This is a genomic window from Escherichia sp. AM3, from assembly GCF_032029835.1.
GTDB lineage: Bacteria > Pseudomonadota > Gammaproteobacteria > Enterobacterales > Enterobacteriaceae > Escherichia > Escherichia coli.
In genome coordinates, this window is sequence record NZ_JAVUPQ010000054.1 from 1 (window position 1) to 19,027 (window position 19,027).

General features: G+C 46.3%; 13 protein-coding genes, 2 tRNA genes and 1 pseudogene. 6 read left to right on the forward strand and 10 right to left on the reverse strand.

Annotated features, from left to right (window positions below):
• Positions 1 to 75: 75 nt before the first annotated feature.
• The 3 genes and pseudogenes from yeeJ to mtfA all read right to left on the reverse strand — a co-directional run.
• A pseudogene (gene yeeJ / locus RTW80_RS17195) lies at positions 76 to 6,402 on the reverse strand (inverse autotransporter adhesin YeeJ); the annotation flags it as partial.
• 313 nt (positions 6,403 to 6,715) lie between these two features.
• Positions 6,716 to 6,791 (reverse strand) — tRNA-Asn (locus RTW80_RS17200).
• Positions 6,792 to 6,891: 100 nt separating this feature from the next.
• On the reverse strand, positions 6,892 to 7,689 hold the full coding sequence (mtfA, locus tag RTW80_RS17205) for a DgsA anti-repressor MtfA (RefSeq protein WP_001515476.1): 798 nt from the start codon (positions 7,687 to 7,689) through the stop codon (positions 6,892 to 6,894).
• 93 nt (positions 7,690 to 7,782) lie between these two features.
• Here mtfA and RTW80_RS17210 point away from each other — a divergent pair.
• Positions 7,783 to 7,872: transfer RNA gene (locus RTW80_RS17210), tRNA-Ser, on the forward strand.
• Between the two features lie 569 nt (positions 7,873 to 8,441).
• Here the strand turns inward: RTW80_RS17210 and RTW80_RS17215 are convergent.
• From RTW80_RS17215 to hiuH, 5 genes are all read right to left on the reverse strand, one after another.
• Entirely contained in the window at positions 8,442 to 8,972 is a 531-nt protein-coding gene (locus RTW80_RS17215) for a cytochrome b (RefSeq protein WP_001079074.1), read from the reverse strand.
• 342 nt (positions 8,973 to 9,314) lie between these two features.
• Positions 9,315 to 9,965: a metal-binding protein ZinT gene (gene zinT, locus RTW80_RS17220; RefSeq protein ID WP_001007761.1), complete on the reverse strand. Its 651-nt coding sequence runs from the start codon at positions 9,963 to 9,965 to the stop codon at positions 9,315 to 9,317.
• Between the two features lie 256 nt (positions 9,966 to 10,221).
• Positions 10,222 to 10,857, reverse strand: a complete 636-nt coding sequence (msrQ, locus tag RTW80_RS17225; protein WP_001240105.1) for a protein-methionine-sulfoxide reductase heme-binding subunit MsrQ — start codon at positions 10,855 to 10,857, stop codon at positions 10,222 to 10,224.
• Positions 10,858 to 11,862 carry a protein-methionine-sulfoxide reductase catalytic subunit MsrP gene (gene msrP / locus RTW80_RS17230; protein WP_000740075.1) on the reverse strand — a complete coding sequence of 335 codons (1,005 nt, stop codon included), beginning with the start codon at positions 11,860 to 11,862 and terminating at the stop codon, positions 10,858 to 10,860.
• A 108-nt stretch (positions 11,863 to 11,970) separates the two neighbouring features.
• Positions 11,971 to 12,384: a hydroxyisourate hydrolase gene (hiuH, locus tag RTW80_RS17235; protein WP_000920127.1), complete on the reverse strand. Its 414-nt coding sequence runs from the start codon at positions 12,382 to 12,384 to the stop codon at positions 11,971 to 11,973.
• Positions 12,385 to 12,516: 132 nt separating this feature from the next.
• On the opposite strand from hiuH, the gene hprR reads away from it, so the two are divergent.
• The gene (gene hprR, locus RTW80_RS17240) at positions 12,517 to 13,188 is read left to right on the forward strand and encodes a response regulator transcription factor HprR (protein WP_001339045.1); all 672 of its coding nucleotides are present in this window, start codon (positions 12,517 to 12,519) and stop codon (positions 13,186 to 13,188) included.
• Positions 13,188 to 14,546: a two-component system sensor histidine kinase HprS gene (gene hprS / locus RTW80_RS17245; protein WP_000826746.1), complete on the forward strand. Its 1,359-nt coding sequence runs from the start codon at positions 13,188 to 13,190 to the stop codon at positions 14,544 to 14,546. Before hprR ends, hprS begins: the two co-directional genes overlap by 1 nt.
• A 107-nt stretch (positions 14,547 to 14,653) precedes the next feature.
• Here the strand turns inward: hprS and hchA are convergent, their stop codons facing one another.
• Entirely contained in the window at positions 14,654 to 15,505 is an 852-nt protein-coding gene (hchA, locus tag RTW80_RS17250; protein WP_000218214.1) for a glyoxalase III HchA, read from the reverse strand.
• 146 nt (positions 15,506 to 15,651) lie between these two features.
• Between hchA and RTW80_RS17255 the strand changes: the two genes are divergently transcribed.
• Positions 15,652 to 16,062, forward strand: coding sequence for a hypothetical protein (locus RTW80_RS17255; RefSeq protein WP_001325374.1), 411 nt, complete (start codon positions 15,652 to 15,654; stop codon positions 16,060 to 16,062).
• Positions 16,063 to 16,095: 33 nt separating this feature from the next.
• Here RTW80_RS17255 and ompC read toward each other — a convergent pair whose 3' ends face one another.
• A complete protein-coding gene (gene ompC / locus RTW80_RS17260; RefSeq protein WP_000824402.1) occupies positions 16,096 to 17,310 on the reverse strand; it encodes a porin OmpC in 1,215 nt (404 codons plus the stop codon).
• 650 nt (positions 17,311 to 17,960) lie between these two features.
• Between ompC and drpB the strand changes: the two genes are divergently transcribed.
• A complete protein-coding gene (gene drpB / locus RTW80_RS17265; protein WP_001297704.1) occupies positions 17,961 to 18,242 on the forward strand; it encodes a cell division protein DrpB in 282 nt (93 codons plus the stop codon).
• 39 nt (positions 18,243 to 18,281) lie between these two features.
• Positions 18,282 to 18,977, forward strand: coding sequence for a phosphohydrolase (locus RTW80_RS17270; protein WP_000365562.1), 696 nt, complete (start codon positions 18,282 to 18,284; stop codon positions 18,975 to 18,977).
• Positions 18,978 to 19,027 lie beyond the last annotated feature (50 nt).

The window sequence follows — 19,027 nt, forward strand, 5'->3', positions numbered from 1 at the left end:
CTGATAGAAACAGAAGCCACTGGAGCACCTCAAAAACACCATCATACACTAAATCAGTAAGTTGGCAGCATCACCGGGCACGTTAGTACCTGATTGCACAAATTCCATCCCTTCAGAAACTTTGATCGGATTGCCTGATATATCGTGCAGAACAAGACGTAATTCAGCACTATCGGTATAGTCCCCTTTCAGTGATGACCGATTGCTCTTAAGGACGGACTGCGAGGTGTCTGCCGGGCCAGCCACCAGCGTTATATCTACTGTTTGCATTCCACCAGCGGTCGTGACTGCGCTTACCGTGACGCTACCTGTCATCGCTCCTTTCACGCTTGTTGTCGCGATTCCGTTTTGATCGGTCACCGCTGTTAATGACGTTAATGTGGCAGAGCCGCTTTTTAAGGCGAAGTACACAGTGAGACCTTCGATCAGGTTACCACTGCCATCCTCAACCGTTGCCTTTAAGGTACTTAAATCAGTGTTGGTGGCGGCGATAGTCGATGGATCAGCGATAAAGCTAGCAACATGGGCGGTGCTTGAGTTGCCAGTGACTTTCACGGTTGTCTGTGTCTGTATTGTTACGCCGTTATGGAAAGATGCAGTCACCGTATATGTACCGACTTTATTGCTGGTCAAAACGACTGGAGCCTGACCTGAAGAGTTAGTTCTCACTTTTCCGCCACTTAACGTCGCCCCTTCTGGCGTTACGCTAAAGTTGATGACCTGACCCTCCACTGGAGTGCCATTTGCAGAGGTTAGCGTTGCCGTCAGAGTAGCGCCTGTAGGGGCATAGACACCGATAAGCGGACTGGACGCCGTGAGTGTCAGTTTTTCATCAATAGCCTCCAGTTGTTTCTCAAGTGAGGCTCCATTCGGCAGGGATGCTTTCACCATATACGAACCGTTTCTTTCGGGCGTCATGGTGACCTCGGCTACACCCTGCGTATTAGTAGAGACCGTATTCTGGCTGATGATCATTTGCGAGGATGGCTCTGCACTGAATGTCACGGGTTGATGCGCAACCGGGTTGCCAAACTGGTCGTTAACGTGAGCTTTAACTGCTACGTCTTGTGCGACCATTACCTGACCTTCCGGTATCTCCAGACTGGTAATCGTCGCAGAATTAACATCTGCACTGGCATTCAGTAATCGCGAGATGACTTCAGTAGGTTTATCTGCCAGAGAGGCTGAAACTGTTTTCAGTCCGACCTCGGTGCTTGTCACAAGAATTTCAGCGAAACCCCGATCATCCGTTTCAACGCTGGTGCTGCTTAGCGTGACGGAGGTTCCGCGGAAATTAACTTTTATGCCTTCTACCGGGTTGCCGTTAGCGTCAGTGACGCTTGCCGTCATGGTTGCGCCCTCGGTCGTGCTGACGACGAATGAGTATACAGAGGTTAAGGAGGCTAGTGTTGCGGTACCAGCATCGGCAATCAAAGTCACCTGTTTCGTATCACTGACACCATAATTGTTCACGCTAACTGTCACGGGGTAGGTGCCGGATTTTGTACCGCTCAGTGTAACTTCAGCCTTGCCGTTGATATCAGTAATGGCGGAACCGCCTTGTCCGAGAGTGAAGCTTGCGCTCACGTCTGCCGGTAGCGTGAATGTCACCGCCTCATTGGCTAACGGGTTGCCGTTTCCATCAGTCACTGTTGCCTGAAGTGTGGTCATCCCAACGTTATTGGCGATAAAGTTGTCCTCGGTAACGTTAAGATTAACCTGCGCACTGAGCGTATCCGCAATAAAGTTCACCACCAACTGCTCACTCTTACCGCCAGTCATCGATGCTGTAACAGTATGAGCGCCTGCTTTTGTACCTTTCAGCGTGACTTTCGCTTTGCCTTCAGCATCAGTAATCGCTTTACCGTCATCGCTCAGCGTGAAGTTCGCCTTCACATCTTCCGGCAGAGTAAATGTTACTTCAGTGTTGGCTATCGCATTGCCCTCTGTATCAGCGACTGTTGCTGTTAGTGTCGTGAGATCGTTATTGTCGGCAATCACCGGATCCTTCGAGGCTGCCAGCGTGATTTCGGCATTCGCGACGTTCGGCACATAGGTCACTGTTTGTTGCATCGAATCGCCATTTTCGAGGGTTGCCGTCACTTGATAAACCCCGGCTTTTGTAGCGGTAAAGCTTGCGTAAAAATTGCCGTCGTGGTTGGTAGTATATATAGCGTTATTACTGGGGGTCACGCCTTCACTTGGTGATACTCTGAGGGTTACCTCCTGCTGGGGTACACCGTTGCCGTAATTATCCTTCACCTCAATATACAGATTGGTAGTGTCGCCTGCGGAGACTGTATCAAAAAGTGCCTGTAGCAAGGTGAGATGTGCCGTAGACGCATCAGCGTTGACATTAATTGATGTGCTAAGCGTGGAGCTACCATTTTCCAGACTGGCCTCAACGGTATCCGGTCTCGCTCCTGATTCTATCGAGGAGCGGGTATTGGTATAAGTGACGGTAGCCTTACCCTGTTCGTTCGTTACGGCTTGGCCGCCATTCGTCATTTCGGCAGAGTTTGTTCTGCTGGTGAAGTTCACAGTCACACCTTTCACCGGAAAGCCATTATTATCAACGACTGTGGCGGTGATGACGCTGCCGGAGCTGTTCTGCGGGGTACCGGCGATTATGCTGTCTGGGACAGGCGTCAACTCGATAATTTTTGCCGCTGCTGTGTCGCCAATAAAATGCACAGTTTTGTTGTCGCTGGCACCATTATTAGCCAGTGATGCAGTGACCGTCTGCTCACCAAAGGCAACGCCTGCGAGAGTGGCCTGCGCGATGCCAGACTCATTGGTATTACTTACTCCCGGGGTCAGGGTGAGTCCTGAAGAGGCTGAGCTGAATGTTACCGGAAGATTATTCACCTCATTGTCGAACTGATCTTTAACCGTTGCAGTTAGCGTTGCGTTATCGACGCCATTACCTGTGATCTCATCTTTTGACATCTGCAGGACAACCTGAGCCGAGGTTTTGTCCGCCACAAACGTTACCGGCTGCGAATCACTGGTATTGTTATTACCCAGCGTTGCGGTAACCGTATGCGTACCCGCTTTTTTACCTTTCAGCGTGACATGCGCTTCCCCATTGGCTTGGGTGATGGCAATGCCGTTATTTTCGAGGGTAAAGTTTGCCGCAACGTCCTGTGGCATGGTGAAGGTCACCGTTATTCCCGCCACCGGATGATTCGACGGATCTTTCACTGTTGCTGTCAGAGTTGTCTCATCCACGCCATTCCCAATGATTTCCGCTTTCGATGTTTGCAGAACGACAACCGCTCTGTCTTTATCCGCCACAAACGTCATTGGCTGTGTATCGCTGACATTGCTGTTAGCCAGACGAGCCGTGATCATATGCGTGCCCGCTAACGTGCCGGTCAGGGAGGCGATTGCAACCCCGTTACTATCCGTCATGCCTTTTCCTCCGTTGCTAATTGAGAACTGACTTGCGACGTCGTTTGGCACAGAGAAGGTGATTTCTTTATCTATTAGTGGGTTGCCATTTTTATCCTGCAAGGTTGCAGTCATATGTAGCGGAGCTGTGTTGGTGACGGTGATATCACCTGAAGGCACACTGAGGGTCAGGGCTGCAGTACTTTGATCACCGATAAAATTCACCTGTTGATTAGCCTGGGAACCAGAGCTCACAGAGGCCGTAACCCTATAATCACCATTTTTCAAACTGGTCAGCGTAGCTGTGGCGATCCCGTCGTGGCTATTCACTTCGGTTTGGCTCAGTTTCGCCTCTGCTGAATTAACATTGAAAGTGACCTTGACGTCATTGAGCAGGTTGCCTTTTGCATCCCGGACTGTCGCGGTCATTGTGGCGCTATCATTGCCGTCAGCGACCACTTCATTTTTCGACTTCTGCAGATCAACCTGCGCGGTACTCGAGTCGCCGACAAAACTGACAATTAACGTTTGTTTCACGCCATTTTCAAGGGTGACTTCAACCGTGTTGTCTTCCTGCTTACTACTTTACAGATCAAAAGTCGCCAGACCATTAACATCCGTTTTTGCGGTGTTTTGATTGTTAAAGCAAGTTGCCGACCCGCTTAATACCGCAAACGTGACGGTATGATCATTGATTGGGTTGCTTCCTTCATCAGCGACATTGACCGAGACGGTGTTTGCTGCATTCTCATTGGCGAGCACACCATTATTGCTGGCAGATAATGTCGCAATTTTTGCTGACTGCGGGTTGGCGTCGATGATAAATCCAGCGGTATGCAAATCTTCATTCCAGTTTTGCATTAACAGCTTCGTAGTAAGCCCACTGCCTCTGGTATAGGCGGTATAGGTTGCCTTATAGACGCCATCAGCGGTTTCTTTCCAGTCTGTAGTGACACCAGGTTTCACGTTGTCGATGCTGACTGCGGTATTCAGTTGCTGTTTTTGCTCCTTAACAGGTTTGTCATTTTCATCTCTCAGTTCTACCGTCACCTCGATAGGATTGCCGGAGAGATAACTGTCCTTATCAATCTTATTTGACGAGTGAGTTCGGGATGACGAAACAGAAATGATATTAACCACGGCGGGGGCTTTAGCCGCATCCACACCATTCAGCTGTGGCATCAGCGTCAGCGTGCCAGACATCGCTCCTGTGGTCAGGACTTGGGTATAGCTTCCGTCACCATTATCTTTCCAGTCAGAAAGGGTGATGTCCTGAACACCTTCGTGACGCGTCGAGAGCACCAGCCCGACAACAGGATTACCTGCTGCATCATGCGCAATAAAAGTCAGTGTGGCGGTTGAATGGGAATCCGCGTTCAATGTTTGGGTACTTAACGATACCGAGGAATCTTTCTGGCTTAGCGTAGGTGCCTGAACGACCACCATGCTCTGTTCACGATTCGAAAAATTGCCTTTGACATCTTCAGCGGTGACTTCAATCGGCCAGGTGTTATCGGTTTCTGGCGTACTGGTGAACCGGTACGCCGGCAGGGTAACCAGAATATCTTTACCCGTTGTAACCACTTTACCACCGGCAGCTTCCAGAGCGGTGGCTTCGACGTTATAGCCTTTCAGGGCATATTTGGTTTGTAGCGACGAAACCAGTGATTTCACTTCTCCTGACTTCCCTGTCACGGGGTCTGTCAGGGTCAGGCGGACCAGTTCTTTTTTGCGATATTCCAGAACGATGTTGTTGTTGCGATCCACCAGTTCATAACGGCTGCCTGCAAGGCTACGCCGTGCAGCGACTTCATTCGGGTCAAGCTGTTTCTGCATTGCGCTGCCAGGTTGCCAGGTAAAATCGACGGCAAATCGGGTGTCATTTTCGCCCTGTTTACCCTGGCGTTGCTCCGCGCTAAAGGTCATCAGCGGGAAGGGGGTATAGTTTAGTCCAGCGGTTATGGCATGAGGATTACTTTGCCGATCGTCTTTATCGAACAGGGCCACTTCATCGCCATAATACTGTTCATAGACCAGTTTACCGCCAAGGTGCGGCCAGGCGGGTAACCAGCCTTCTGCGCGTACATCCCAGCCATTGGCCGGGCGTGCTTCATAATCGTTGTCCAGTTCAGGTGCGCTGCGCCAGTTGGTCAGTCGCAAATAGCCGTTACTGCTTAATTTAAGATAGTCGCGCCAGTACTCCGCGCCAATGCCGGCGCGGGAGTGGTAACGGCTAAGATCGTGGTCGAAAAAGAAGTTGATGCCCGACATCCATGTGGGAGTGAAATGACGCCAACCTAAGCCGTTGTTAATCTGCGTACGCTCGTCAGTACGATGGAGAGTATGCTGACTGAAAAAGAGATTATCAGGCGTTTCATACCACGGATGGAGAAAATCGAACTGGGAGTTCTTCAGGCTAAAATCTTCATCCACGCCCAGCGTGATTCTTGCGGTACCGAAGCGGCTTAACCAGTCTGTCATTGCGCCTGAAGCCTGAGAAGAGGCCCATCCACGCGCCATATTTGCCGCTTGCTCGCTGTTCATATCTTCGGCGAGCAGAGACCCGATTTGCTGTGAAGTACTGGCTATCTGTTGCTCAAGGTTGCCACTGCTATTACCCGGTGGCGGGGTTAAATTATTTTCACTAACTTGTGCCGGGACATCCAGTTCATCACCCTGGCGGACATTATCAAAACCTCGAGCAAACGTACGAAACTGGTTGAGTTTGCGTAACTCAGCCACCGAAATACCGAAGCGTTCGGCAACGCTTTGGGCCGATTCCAGCGCTCCAAGGGTATAGGGTACCGTATTGGCATTTGCAATGGCGAATTGTGCAGGAACTGGTTGTTGGGTTGCGGCGTTTACCACACCTTGTGCTGCCGCAGCCATAGGGAACGCAAGTTGAGTTATCAGGCAGATACCCGCAGTTAAGCGGCGTAGTTTAATTCCCATCCCGCATAATATTTGTCGGTCATTTATTTCTTCTCCACTTCTCTTCTTCGTAGCCATGCTTACCTTCCCTGAACGAGCTAACATAAATGCGCCCTTTCTAGCACAGCGAAAAAATGTAAATCCTGATAGCAGTATGATTGAAAATTAATAACTTTTCGTTAGGCAGTTTTGAGTGTGAGTTGCAAGAGGGGAGACTACTGAATAACTCAAGTTTTATAATCGAGGGGAAAATGGTGATGGCGTTCATAGCAAAACGCCCTCAACCATAAAGGTCGAGGGCGCTTAAGATGTTAAAAACCCGCTATCCGTTAAAAAACAATGTTCAACTAAGATCAGTGACATTGCGCTAAAAAAGCGAATTTTTAGAATTTGGCTCCTCTGACTGGACTCGAACCAGTGACATACGGATTAACAGTCCGCCGTTCTACCGACTGAACTACAGAGGAATCGTGTGAACGGGGCGCATATTACTTAGCGGTACCTTGTCTGTCAACACTAAATTTCATAAGTCATTTCAATTGGTTAATTAATCTGCAAAGTTGTTAATTAATGAACATTCGTCGCCGAAAACGAGTCTGTATCATTAGTGCGATGCAGTCTCTGCAAAGGATCTTGTTGATAAAATTGGCAGAAACGTTGCCACAATGAAGGGAAACGAGGAGCAAAAAGTTCTGGGGCGCTAAAGAAATATTCAGAAAGTACGGCAAAACATTCAGCAGGATCACTGGCAGCATAAGCATCAATGCTCGCCGCATTCTCGCCAACCAATTCGATTTCTTCCTGAATGTTGTTCATTGCAGCATGAAGATCGTGTTCCCAGCCAGCAACCTCACGCAACGGAATAAAGGGAACTCCGCTGGCGCGATCGCCGTTACGGGTGTCCAGCTTATGAGCGACTTCATGAATAATCAGGTTAAAACCAGAAGCATCAAAAGAATCTTGTATATCCAACCAGTTCAAAACGATAGGCCCTTGCTGCCAGCTCTGACCTGACTGAACAATACGTTGGTTATGCACCAGACCGATATCGTCTTCCCATTCATCATCGACCACAAATGGCGCAGGATAAATTAAGACTTCATGAAAACCATCCAGCCATTCCAGTCCTAACTCCAGAACGGGTAGGCAAAATAGAAGTGCTATCCGGCAGCTTCTTAATGAATCCAGTTCAAAGCCCTGTAAAGGAACAAGCCGCTTTTGCTGTAAAAAACGTTCGGCAAGAGTGACTAATTTGCTTTGTTCCTGTTCCGTCAGACCCGTTAAAAGGGGGATCGATAGTGCTTCCTGCCAGGGAAGGGCAGTTTGATGTGCTGATTCTTGTACTTTCCAGGGCCACTTAATCATCGTTTTGCTCGCAAACTCGTCACTTGAACAAAATTGCACGGACAGGGACTGTTAAAATGCCAAATTTCCTGGCATCATGGCAACCATCTGAACGGAGAGATGCCGGAGCGGCTGAACGGACCGGTCTCGAAAACCGGAGTAGGGGCAACTCTACCGGGGGTTCAAATCCCCCTCTCTCCGCCACTTTATCAATGACTTATCTCCCGACTTCCCGCCTTGCTTTTCCTAAACAGAACAATCGTAGAATATTCTTGAAGGGTTAGATCGTCACTGTTTTCTGTTCGATACTGTGACATTCAGCACTTGATTCGCTATGGATCTGACAGGAAAGTTTCGAGCGAATATGTGCAGTTATTCAGTCGTTTTCTTATCGGTCACCATTCTTCTTTTAGACATTCATCCTATGAAACTGCTGTAAAGTTGGTGGTGGGAACTGAAGTTGCGTAGAGAAGGGGTCAATATTTGAGCCAAAAAAGGAACGCGGCCGTCAGATTAAAGCCGCGGGACAAAGTCCATAATTTCCAAGAGTTGTTGAATTTCCCAGCTTTTTTGAAAGCCTTTGTATCATACTAACAAGTAAAAAAGGTTTAAATACCAAAATTAACCTGTATTTTTGATAAGTCTTACCATTGTACGATTTACACAGTTTCTGCTCCTCCTTGTTGATAGTGGAAAGGGTGCATTGTGCACTTGCGTAAACATTTATGACGCGTTGATGTCCATGGTTCACATTTCCTTGTCAGGGGATCGACTTATTTGCGGCGAGGCATCATTCGTAACAGAGTATTATCTTTCTGAATGTAGTGATGAAAGAGTGCTGCGCCAGCGTGAGCTGCGATTAAAAAGTAACCTATATTTGCCCAGGTTTCGTGAATATTTTTTATCAGTGCTTTAATTTCGCTGTTTGGGGTAACAAAGGGAGACACATTGAAACCAAGGAAACTCCACGATTTTCCACTGTAAGCCATCAAAGCAATCCCCAGCAGAGGAAGTGCAAGGAAGGTTATATAAAGCATGATGTGCATTAGCGAAGCCGCTTTCATTTGCCAGGCAGGTGGCGGTGGCACAATAGAAGGATCACTATAACGGTGTTTTATAATCAGGCGTGAAAACATTAACACCCAAACGAATATACCCGCATTGTAATGTGTTTCTCGCATCAGCAGATAAGTACTACTACCTTTAGGAAACCAGCCACGGAGTTCCATCGCGGCATAGGTTATTGCAACGAAAAGCAGCGTTATCCAATGTAAATAAATTTGAGTTTTTGAGAATCGGTTCATTTTTGTAGCTCCTGTAATTTTTACAGTCAAGCTATCCCACGAACCTTAAAAATTCCTTATACAGATGTGGTTTTAAGAATTTGTTATTTAAAAAATTGATAGTGCACATTGTAACCAGCCAATATAAGCAATGGTGTGAGCACAGGTATCTTTCTCTGTTGGCCGTATTGTGTATGGAATCCGTTATTGGTTAACTCAATGCGGGTTAGCTTATTAATATACAGACACGTCATAGTAATGAGCGTGTCTGTAGCTAGCTTGCGTTCAGTGGCGTTTGTGGATGGACCAGTGGCAGTTATGATGACTTACTAAAGCGGCATCGAGGCGTTATCATGAGAATACTCAATGAGACATCATTTCCTCTACCACTTCTTCGCTACTCAACTGATATGGATAATACGTTGGCCAGTTTTCCATTTCATTTAATAAAGATTGCTGTGAATCATTACCCATAAAAATGTGAAAATGAGATGATTTTCGTGGTGCAATTATATGATCGCTAAATTGTATATATTTAGGGGCTTTGCTTTCAGAATCTTTACATTCGAATAAGTAACGAACGCCTTTCTTGCCTGATTTATAGGTGAGTATTTTGTATCCATCGTAATCATATTTACAGGATGTTGTTTCATTATTTCTATGGAATTCAACAATGCCGTCCTCAATGCCAATCATCTCGATATCTGTTGCATAACCTTTGTGATAATAATCTTTAATTTCAGCAAATGTTTTAGTTTTATCTGCATCCGCTTTCTTCTGAAAGACGGGGTCAAGTTTGCCACTTTGCAGTAAAGGATAAACGGATTGCCAGACTCCATCCCAGTCACTGAGCGTTCGGTTTTGTACATTGGCATCATCAAAAACACCATTAGCAGCTTTTTGTTCGACCTCTGTTAAGGGTTTGCCGTGTGAGTGATGACCATGCGAAAAGGCAGGAGCGCTAACAATAAAGACACCTAAAGCAACAGCCAGTTTGTGAAGACGAATCGCCAAAACAGTTTCCTCCAGAGTCATTGTATATGATGTGTAATGTTATATTGTAACATATGGCAAAATGCAACAACTCTTAGGAAACGAGAGCATGGTATTCTCAAGTGTATTCAGCTATTTTATTGAAATAGAATAAATTATTCTGGAGATGAGAGGTTGATGACAAACGAAACATAACCTGATGTGATCTGCGCAGGCCGGACAGGGCGCTCGCGCCACATCCGGCAGGGATAACGCGTACTTTGTCGGCAATATGAAGTTATACAGATAATTTGTTGTGAACCTGCTTGCGTAACCGGTTAAAAAGGGAACGCAACTTCTTATACCGTAAGGCTAAAAGCAGTACAGCCAGCCCAGCGTAGATGAGCGGCTGCGGTGAAATAATCTTCACTGACCACAGATAATGTATTGGGGCCAGGATCGCGACAAGATAGACGAAATTATGCAACTGTTGCCAGTGCTTGCCGAGTTTTCGCTGCATCGCCTGGGTTGAAGTAAACGCTAAAGCAAGCAAAATAACCCAGCTGATAATTCCTAACGTTAAATAAGGCCGGGTAATTAACTCCTTGCCTAATAACGCCAGATTATTCACGCCCAGCTCCAGCAATGCGTAACTGGTTAAATGCAGTGTCGCCCAGGCAAAGCACCATAAGCCTAACAGGCGGCGAGTGCGTATCAATAACGGCTGTTTTGCGTAGCGTGCCAGAGGTGTGATTAACAAGGTCGCCAGCAAAAATTTCAGTGCAGTGCGACCGGTAAAATGCTGAATATCTTTCACCGGATCGGCACCCAGTCCACCGTGATTGATCGCCCAGACCAGCCAGAGAAACGGCAACAATCCGGCAAGATGCAGGCTAACTTTCAGCCATGTCACCTGTTTTGCTGTCAGACGCATTCAGAAATTCTCCCGCAAATCCAGGCCACGATACAGCGATGCCACCTGGTCGGCGTAACCATTAAACAGTAGCGTTGGCTGGCGCTGAACATCGAGGATGCCGCCTGAACCAATAAATCGTTCGGTAGCCTGTGACCAGCGCGGGTGATCAACATGCGGATTAACGTTGGCGTAAAAACCGTATTCGTCAGGCGCTGCCAGATTCCAGGTGGTTGGCGGACGCTCGCGGGTCAGCTTAATACTAACTATCGATTTAATCCCTTTAAAGCCATATTTCCACGGCACAATCAGTCGTACCGGCGCGCCATTTTGTGGCGGTAACGCCTTGCCATAAACACCCACGGTCATCAGTGTGAGCGGATGCATTGCTTCGTCGAGACGCAATCCTTCGACATAAGGATATTTCAGCCCGCCGCCGATAAAGCGGTCCTGCTGGCCTGGCATTTGTTCCGGTGCATAAATTGTTTCGAAAGCGACATACTTCGCATTGCTGGTGGGTTCGGCAAGCGCCAGCAATTTGTGCAGCGGAAAACCAATCCACGGCACCACCATCGACCATGCCTCCACGCAGCGCATACGATAAATACGCTCTTCCAGCGGGAAGCGACGGGTTAAATCATCGTGATCGAGGGTCAATGGTTTTGCCACTTCGCCGCTGATTTTCAGTGTCCATGGATCGGTTTTCAGGCTACCAGCATTAGCGGCGGGATCGGCTTTATCCAGCCCGAATTCATAGAAGTTGTTATAACCGGAGACTTTATCTACTGGCGTCAGTGGCAGGTTATTTTGCCAGGCGGCAGGCTTGCTGAACTCCAGCGGTTTTCCGGCGGGGGCGAGCGGGCGATCGTTCCCTTTAAACCAGCTAAGCAGATCGGCATGCGCAGCGTGAGGCAAAGAAAGTGCAGCTGCACTGATGCCCAGTGCTTTTAACACCTGCCGACGCTTCATAAAGAATACCGACTCGGCCGTAACATCTGATTCTTTTAAAAATTGATTCTTTTTCATAAGCCATCACACTTTTTTGTCGTTAGCCAGCAAGAGCCGTTTACTGTTAATCTGTCAGGGAGTGTCCTCCCTAACAGTAGCAGAGATCTGCTTTTACATATTTATGCATTAACTGCCACGATAGGTTGAATACCCATATTGGCTAAGTAATAAAGGCACATGATAATGCTCGTTCACTTTATTAATATGAAATTCAACGGGGATCTCAGGGAAGAAACTTTCAAGATTTTGTTTCTTGAAATAGTCCCCGGTTTTAAATACGACACGGTAATCGCCCGTAGTTGCAGTTTGCTCGGGCCACAGTGCCTTAATTCGTCCATCCTTATCTGTTTTGGCGGTATTAAGTTGTAACCAGCCGTTATCCGCCTTCTTTTCAAGAGTGACTGTCACGTCAGCAGCGGGTTTTCCGGTTTGCTGGTTCAAAATGTGCACGCTAAGAATGTTTTGTTGTGCGGCATAAACCAAAGAAGGTAATGAAAATGCTGCCGTTGCTACCGAGAGTACTAAATAACGCTTTAACATGTTTATATCCTTGTCATGTGAATGAGTTTTGAGGATAGCGAAAAAGCGGCCAGGGTAACCTTACAGCAGCATTACAATTTTGTAATGAACCAGGCTGTTTCTATAACATATGATTTATGGCATATTATTTTCATGAAGATTTTACTTATTGAAGATAATCAAAGGACCCAGGAGTGGGTAACGCAGGGGCTTTCCGAAGCGGGTTATGTCATTGATGCCGTTTCTGATGGCAGAGATGGGCTTTATCTTGCGCTGAAGGATGATTATGCATTGATAATTCTGGATATTATGCTTCCGGGTATGGATGGCTGGCAGATCTTACAAACGTTAAGAACAGCAAAGCAAACCCCTGTTATTTGCCTTACTGCAAGGGATTCTGTCGATGACAGAGTCAGAGGGCTGGACAGTGGAGCAAATGATTATCTGGTAAAACCTTTTTCATTTTCTGAGTTGCTGGCAAGGGTTCGGGCACAATTAAGGCAACATCACGCTTTGAATTCAACATTAGAAATCAGTGGCTTAAGAATGGACTCTGTAAGTCAAAGTGTGAGCAGGGACAATATCAGTATTACACTGACGCGCAAGGAGTTTCAGTTACTTTGGCTACTGGCCTCCAGAGCTGGCGAAATTATACCCAGAACGGTTATTGCGAGTGAAATTTGGGGAATCAACTTTGATAGTGATACCAATACGGTGGATGTCGCCATTCGCAGGCTCCGCGCAAAAGTTGATGATCCTTTTCCTGAAAAGCTAATCGCCACAATCCGGGGGATGGGCTATTCATTCGTAGCGGTAAAAAAATAATGAAAAGATTGTCTATAACCGTCCGTTTAACCTTGCTTTTTATATTGCTGCTGTCTGTTGCTGGCGCTGGAATTGTATGGACTCTCTATAATGGCCTGGCAAGTGAGTTGAAATGGCGCGATGATACAACACTCATTAACCGGACAGCGCAGATCAAGCAGTTGTTAATTGATGGGGTAAATCCAGATACGTTACCTGTGTACTTTAACCGGATGATGGATGTTAGTCAGGATATCTTGATCATTCATGGTGATGGCATCAATAAAATTGTTAACCGGACGAATGTCAGTGATGACATGTTAAATAACATACCTGCTAGTGAGACAATCAGCGCAGCTGGCATTTACAGAAGCATTATTAATGATACAGAGATAGATGCTTTACGAATTAATATTGATGAAGTTTCGCCATCATTAACGGTTACTGTGGCTAAATTGGCTTCAGCCAGACATAACATGCTTGAACAGTATAAAATTAATAGCATTATAATTTGCATTGTCGCCATTGTACTTTGCTCAGTATTAAGTCCGCTGTTAATCAGAACGGGATTACGAGAGATCAAAAAGTTGAGTGGTGTAACGGAAGCGCTGAATTATAACGATAGCCGGGAGCCTGTTGAGGTTAGCGCATTACCGAGAGAACTAAAACCTCTTGGGCAGGCGTTGAATAAAATGCATCAAGCCTTAGTCAAAGATTTTGAACGCCTAAGTCAATTTGCTGACGATCTCGCTCATGAACTTAGAACGCCCATTAATGCATTACTGGGTCAGAATCAGGTTACGCTCAGTCAAACCAGAAGTATCGCTGAATATCAAAAAACAATTGCCGGTAACATTGAAGAGCTGGAAAATATTTCGCGGTTAACAGAGAACATACTGTTTCTTGCCCGGGCAGATAAAAACAATGTTTTGGTGAAACTGGACTCGCTTTCTCTCAATAAGGAAGTCGAAAATTTGTTGGATTATCTTGAATACCTTTCAGACGAGAAAGAGATTTGCTTTAAGGTCGAGTGCAATCAGCAAATCTTTGCGGATAAAATTTTACTGCAACGAATGTTATCGAATCTTATTGTTAATGCCATTAGATATTCACCAGAAAAATCGCGTATTCATATAACCAGTTTTCTTGATACCAACGGCTATCTTAATATTGATGTCGCCAGTCCTGGAACGAAAATTCATGAGCCTGAAAAACTCTTCCGTAGATTTTGGCGGGGAGATAATTCGCGTCATTCCGTAGGTCAGGGACTTGGTCTTTCTTTAGTCAAAGCGATTGCCGAATTACATGGGGGAAGTGCTACGTATCACTATCTCAATAAGCATAATGTGTTCCGGATTATGTTACCGCAAAGAAATTAACATAGGGCTTCAGTACGCCATAAATCAACCATGAAAAAACGCAGCCACGTCGTGAGTATTAACGTGGCTGCGATTGATTATGCGCTTACATTCATACGTAACAGGGATTAACCCGCATAAGCTGCCAGCATTTCCTGCGCCGCCAGTTTACCCAACGCATTCGCTGCGAAAGGACTGTCGCCGGTGAGAACTTTACGGTCCTTATGTACTCGCCCGGTGATGTCGTCATTAATAATGTTCATGCCCATTTTCTTCAGCTCTTCGCCGAAGTACCAGGTGAGATGACCCGGCATATAGCCTATCTCTGGCGTTTGTTTGTCTGCGGCGTCTGGGAATGCGCAAATGGAATAACCATTCAGTGGGTTATCGCCGTGGCGAAGCGCCAGAAAAGCCGCCGGGCCGTGGCAAAGGGAGATAACAAAACGGTCATTTTTGATTGCCCACTGCAAAGCAGCAGCTACGTCCTGGCTTTCTGGTAAACCAATAAGTGCGCCATGACCACCAGGAACAAAGATTGCTGCATATTCGCTGTCAGCGTTGAGGCTGGCGACAACATCCGCGAGTTTCTTCGGATTGCGGAACAACGATTTATGTTGCTCAAAGAATGGCATTACTTTTTCATCTTTGTGCGGCATAGCCCAGTATTCAAACTTGGTCATCAGACCGGAAATGGTCGCCACTTCGAATTCGAAACCTGCAGCATGGAGATGATACAACGGCAGCAACGTTTCAATCGGATGGTTACCGGTCGAGAACAGTTTTCCGTTATCGGTTGGCAAATAACGTTCGTCCGCGGCGATCACCAGAATTTTATGCTTACCGCGATACGGTTTTGGATAGTCCACGCCATCAAGATCAGAGACGGGACTGGTATATTGGCTAAGCGAATATTCTGAAGGGAAGAATGCATTATCTTCAGCAATATCGACCTGCGGATTTTTACTTGTTTGAACAGTCATAGTGTATTCCTTATTGTTGCTTAGTTAGGGTAGTCACTATATTTGCGACTGAGCTGGTCGCTATTTTTAACCAGTCTGGAAAATTGAGTCAATATATCGAAAGCGGTAGTCGGCGGGTGTAATTATGTAATGATGATGCTGCACTGGTGTTGAATATTATTCACGCCAAATTTTCCTTATTGAGCAACGTCGTCGCAAGTGGCCTCAATGATTTTAGACCATTATCAAAGGTACGGGGCGGCGGGGAGAGATTTAGTGCTGTGAAATATTGTGGTACTGATGAATATTTATATCGCGGATTGGTAGAGAAAAGATTATTTCATGCACTATTTTTGCAAATATTTCTATATGGGAAGCGTGTTTGTTACGGATTAATTCATAAAGAAATGCATTTGGGTGTTGGTTTGAAGAGTCGCTGGTTGATGTTATTGTGCCAGGAGGGGCAGGGTAAGGTGCTGTATCGATATGCATTGGCAATTGCGTGTGCCGCAGATGGAGATGAAATGCCAATAAAAAAGCCTGAATTCGATGAGGGACGAACTCAGGCTAGTGTTTAGTTTTACAGTAACACGCCGCAGCACGTTGGCTGATTAGAACTGGTAGACTAAGCCCACAGCAACGATATCATCGGTAGCGATGCCGTTGTTTGCGTAGAAGTCATCGTCGTTGTCCAGCAGGTTGATTTTGTAATCAACATAGGTGGACATGTTTTTGTTAAAGTAGTAGGTTGCACCAACCTCAACGTATTTAACCAGATCTTTATTGGTATAATGATAATTACCATTGTTGTACATTTCTTGACCACCTAAATCCTTACCTTTAGATTGGAGGTAAGCAATTGAAGGACGCAGGCCGAAATCAAATTGGTACTGAGCAACAACTTCAAAGTTCTGAGTTTTGTTAGCGATACCACCGCCGCCAAGTTTCCCATCGGCTGAATGAGAGTCGCTGCTACCATAAGCGGTCATATTGCGAGTCTCTGCATACATTGCTGCTAAATATACATTGTTGGCATCGTATTTAGCACCAACAGTCCACGCTTCTGCAGTACCACCACCTGCATAGCTATTACCATAGAAATGATTGCCATCTCCATACCCACGAGCAGCTTGGTTATTGGAACGGTCAGAATTAGAGTAAGCAGCACCCAGACTTAAACCGAAGTCGAAGTCGTAGGAAGTAGACATACCGAAACCATCGCCATTTTCTTTAGCAAGACTACGGCCATCTCCGCTGCCAGATCCTTCTTGGCCAAAGAGACCGTCACTGCCACTTTCATTATTACTCTGATATTGCAGCGCAAAGTTCAAGCCATCAACCTGACCAAAGAAGCCATTGTTACGGTAGGTTGCAACACCGTTGGTACGACCGTTCATGAAATTGTCGGCACCAGCATAGGTATCGCCACCAAATTCTGGCAGCATATCGGTCCATGCTTCGATGTCATATACGACACCGTAGTTACGACCATAATCGAAAGTACCATTCTGACCAAAACCTAAACCTGCGAAAGCCAGACGGGTAGCAGAGTTATCTCCATCGCCTTCTGTGCCATTTGCTTGCAGGTTGTATTCCCACTGACCATAACCAGTGAATTGGTCAGCGATCTGAGTTTCACCTTTGAAACCGATACGGGCATATGACTTGTCGCCATCGCTGCCAGCATCATCAGAGAAGTAGTGCAGGCCCGCTACTTTTCCGTACAAATCCAGTTTATTACCATCTTTATTATAGACTTCAGCCGCATTTGCTGCGCCAGCAACTAATAACGCCGGGACCAGCATTGCCAGAACTTTTCTTTTCATTATGTATTCCCTTGTGATTATAATCTTCATGAATATATCAATAAGTGCCGTTATCCAAAAAAAAGCACATTTGGATACTATTCTATGAAGTTCATTTTATTTTAAGGATTACATGTAACAGATGTATTTAAAAGATTTCAAAATGTTTCTAATCTATTTAATATAATTCAGGATTATGAATTCTGAATATAAACATTCATGAATATTATAAATGCATATCAATAAGTTATGAGTTGAGCAGAAAGATAGGGGGTATCAATGATTGTTGCGCTAAACACCTGGTGTGATCACGCGCACATTAATGAAGGCATAAAAAAAAGCCGGCATCATGCCGGCCCAAAAAATATAAACAAGACGATAAAAGGCTAATAACGTAAGCATCATGACACAGAATAATAAAAAGGTATAATTGTAATCAGTGCTAATATATTGATTAAATGAATTAATAAAGCCGATATCAAAGATAAATAAAATCGCTCAAAACGATTTTTCCTGTATTCACTGCCGTTGCGCAAAAATTATCTATTTGTTCAAAAAATGAGTGAGTCTTGACTGGCTCATCCAATGTGGAAAAATGTGACTTTTATCACATAATAGTACTAAGTCTGAATTTTCCGGGTTATCTCAAAATGGAATACGGTTCGACAAAGATGGAAGAGAGACTCTCTCGCAGCCCTGGCGGCAAACTGGCTTTGTGGGCTTTCTATACATGGTGTGGCTATTTCGTCTGGGCAATGGCGCGTTACATCTGGGTGATGAGCCGGATCCCCGATGCCCCCGTGTCGGGATTTGAAAGCGATTTAGGCTCTACCGCGGGAAAGTGGTTAGGGGCACTGGTCGGATTTTTATTTATGGCTCTGGTCGGGGCATTGTTAGGCAGCATTGCCTGGTACACCCGACCTCGTCCCGCACGTAGCAGACGCTATGAATAAAAACTGCTAAGGTGGCGACTCTTTGGCAACGGAGCGCGTATGGACTTACAACACTGGCAGGCACAGTTCGAAAACTGGTTGAAAAACCATCATCAGCACCAGGACGCGGCCCATGACGTGTGTCATTTTCGCCGCGTCTGGGCTACGGCACAGAAGCTGGCGGCAGATGACGATGTCGATATGCTGGTGATTTTAACCGCCTGTTATTTTCACGATATTGTGAGCCTGGCGAAAAATCATCCGCAAAGGCAGCGTTCTTCAATCCTGGCGGCAGAAGAGACGCGTCGCCTGCTCCGTGAAGAGTTCGAGCAATTTCCGGCGGAGAAAATCGAGGCCGTTTGTCATGCCATTGCCGCTCACAGTTTCAGCGCGCAAATCGCCCCCTTAACAACGGAAGCTAAAATTGTCCAGGATGCGGATCGGCTGGAAGCCCTGGGGGCGATTGGCCTGGCGCGCGTGTTTGCCGTTTCAGGGGCATTGGGCGTGGCGCTGTTTGATGGTGAAGATCCGTTCGCACAGCATCGCCCGCTTGATGATAAACGCTACGCGCTGGATCATTTCCAGACTAAGTTGCTGAAGCTACCGCAAACCATGCAAACCGCAAGAGGCAAGCAGCTGGCGCAGCACAACGCGCATTTTTTAGTCGAGTTTATGGCGAAGCTCAGTGCCGAACTGGCGGGGGAGAATGAAGGTGTCGATCACAAGGTGATAGATGCGTTTTCATCCGCTGGCTGAGCGCGTGGCCCTAAATGGCTGTAATTATGTTAACCTGTCGGCCATCTCAG